We start from the raw sequence: 2798 nt of genomic DNA, 5'->3' as shown, positions 1-2798 counted from the left end.
GGATCTTTACGCTTTTTAGCCGGTGGCTTAGCTTCTTTATGCTGTGGCTCAACACCTTTAATTACACGGCGTTTTAGTTTTTGTTCAACGTAGCGCTCTACTTTATACAAAATACCAATGTCGTGTGCTTCAACTAACGATATTGCAATCCCTTTTTTACCAGCACGGCCAGTACGACCAATACGGTGTACGTATACGTCGGCAGTGCGCGGCATATCAAAGTTAATAACGTGGCTGATGTCAGATACGTCAATACCACGTGCAGCTACGTCGGTAGCAATTAAGATACGTGTTTTACCACTGTGGAAGTTTTCCATGGCTTTCATACGTTTGTCTTGTGGCATTTCGCCGCGTAACCAAGCTGCTTTAACGCCATTATTGGTTAGCTCGCCAATCAGTGTTTCTAAACGCTCACGGGTTTTAACAAATACAATTGCTTTAGTCACGTCTGGACCATTTAAGGTATTTACTAAAAGCTCTAGTTTATGATGATAGTCATCGGCTAAATGTACCCACTGGTGAATTTTAGCTTTTTCTTTACGTGACGATTCAGCTTCTAATAGAGCAGGGTCGTTTAATGTTTTTTCAGCAAACCTTTCTACGCTGTCACCTTCGAGTGTTGCTGAGAATAAAAAACATTGGCGACGATTTTTAGCTTCGTCACAAATACGGCTCATTTCTTTTTTGAAACCCATGTCTAACATGCGATCTGCTTCATCGATAATAAGCATTTCTACGTGTTCAGCATGAAAGTTTTCGGTTTCTAGGTATTCCATTAATCGACCTGGTGTGGCGATTAAAATATCATTATTTTTTTCAAAAATTTCTTTATGCGTGCCGTAGTTAATACCGCCTGTTACTACACCAATTTTTAGGTGTGTGCGTTTAGCTAGCAGTTCACATTGTTCATGAATTTGATAAGCCAACTCACGAGTCGGGGTCATAACGAGGACGCGCGCAAAACCAGGATCACGACGTGGGAAATCCAGTAAGTACTGAATAGCCGGAATTAAAAATGCCGCTGTTTTACCTGTACCAGTAGGCGCAGATGCTAAAATATCGCGCCCCTGTAGTGCTTCAGGAATAGCTTGTTGTTGAATGCTGGTTGGCGTCTCGTAGCCCATTTTATTAATGGCATCGAGTAGCTTGTTATCAAGATCAAATTCAGAAAATTGCATAGAGTGTCTAAAATAAGGGACAATTACCCTGATTATACGCGCTATGCTGCGCTTGGTGAATGAAAAGGTGAAAAAATGTCTGGTTTTGTATTTAAACAATTTAAAGTTGAACACGACCACTGTGCAATGAAAGTTTCTACCGATGGCATTTTGCTTGGCGCATGGGCTAATTTAAGCGGTGCAAAGTCATTACTTGATATAGGCACTGGCACCGGCTTACTAGCATTAATGTGTAAGCAGCGCAGTAATGAGCTTGATATAACTGCGGTAGAAATTGACGAAAGCGCCTATACCCAAGCATTACAAAATGTAGCTAATAGTCCGTGGCCAACAATAAGTATTAAGCACCAAACTATTCAAAGCTTTAGTAGTGAAGTTAAATTTGATGTTGTTATCTCTAATCCACCGTATTTTAATCACAGTTTAAAAGGCTATAATGCTGCGCGTAATACCGCACGCCATACCGACGGCTTAAGTTTTGAAGAGTTAATAAATGCGTTTAAACGTTTAAGCCATAGCCGCTCTCGCTTTAGCTTAATACTCCCAAGCGTTGAAGGTGCATTATTTATTGAGCTTGCTACTCAAAATGGGCTTTATTTAAATACTCATTGCCAAGTAAAAGCCACGCCCAATAAAGATATTAGCCGCAGTTTAATGGCATTTAGCTACGTAAAAAGCGATATAGAAACATCAATTCTGTGTATTAGAAACTTAGATAATACCTACACTGCTGATTATATAGCCCTATGCAAAGCATTTTATTTGAAAATGTGAAGCAATTGTAAAATAGGAACGAATAACGCAAACTGACTAAAACCATTGTTGAGAACAGATATGGATAGTCAGTTACCAAAATCTTTTATAATTATACTTGCCGTATTACAGGCTATTGCTCTTACCCTTTTGTATAGCAGTATAGAAAATAATGTGTGGCCAGCAACAAGCCCTACATGGTTAGTCTCACTTATTACATTTTCTATGAGCTTTCCTTTATTAATGCTAATGACCGTTAATAAAAATAATATAAAAACGTCGTTGCTTTTAATCCTTCCTTTTTCCTTGTTGTTATCTTTATTGGGGGCGTATGTTGGCTTTCAGCAAGAGCCTCAAGAGTACGTAAGTAATAACACTTTAATGTCAGTTTTTATTTTTACTAGTTTAATAGCTGGCTTTAAAGGCCTTATGTACATACAACAATTTGGTAGCTCAGAAAATGTTAGTTACAGTCGTTTATTTAAGCTCTCTTGGCGTAATTTTATAATATTTGGAGAATGCTGGCTGTTTGTACTTATTTTTTGGGGAATTCTAAATTTAGGTGCGGCTTTATTTGATATTTTAGATATAGAATTTTTCTCTGAGCTACTAAGAAATGAATGGTTTTGGATCCCAACCTTAACGCTCGCATTTGCCTTTGCGAGTGTCATATTTAGAAAGCTTTTGAACATTGAAGATAATATCGCTTTTTTACTACAAACTTTAATTAAGTTTTTATTGCCTGTTTTATCAGTTATTTCTCTCGGTTTTTTAGCAACACTTCCTTTTACCGGACTCAATAAATTATGGGAGACCGGAAGTGGCAGTTTATTAGTAATGTGGCTGCAGGTTCTCACGTTGTTTTTT

Annotated in this window: 2 protein-coding genes and 1 pseudogene; 2 read left to right on the top strand and 1 reads right to left on the bottom strand. The window is 38.0% G+C overall.

Annotated features, from left to right (window positions below):
* A partial coding sequence (srmB, locus tag H5072_RS16105) for an ATP-dependent RNA helicase SrmB (protein WP_182694094.1) occupies window positions 1-1178 on the bottom strand: 1178 nt, incomplete at its 3' end.
* A gap of 75 nt (window positions 1179-1253) precedes the next feature.
* Between srmB and H5072_RS16100 the strand changes: the two genes are divergently transcribed.
* The gene (locus tag H5072_RS16100; RefSeq protein WP_165724259.1) at window positions 1254-1952 is read left to right on the top strand and encodes a tRNA1(Val) (adenine(37)-N6)-methyltransferase; all 699 of its coding nucleotides are present in this window, start codon (window positions 1254-1256) and stop codon (window positions 1950-1952) included.
* 228 nt (window positions 1953-2180) lie between these two features.
* Window positions 2181-2798 (top strand): annotated as a pseudogene (locus tag H5072_RS16095) (DUF4153 domain-containing protein); the annotation flags it as partial.

Origin of the sequence: Pseudoalteromonas sp. SR45-5 (assembly GCF_014163565.1) — a bacterium.
GTDB lineage: Bacteria > Pseudomonadota > Gammaproteobacteria > Enterobacterales > Alteromonadaceae > Pseudoalteromonas > Pseudoalteromonas distincta.
This window is presented reverse-complemented; position numbering and strand designations above follow the sequence as displayed.

What these genes read in the sequence shown, in the direction of transcription:
- H5072_RS16100 (WP_165724259.1), top strand. Translation starts at nt 1,254, where the DNA reads ATGTCTGGTTTTGTATTTAAACAATTTAAAGTTGAACACGACCACTGT.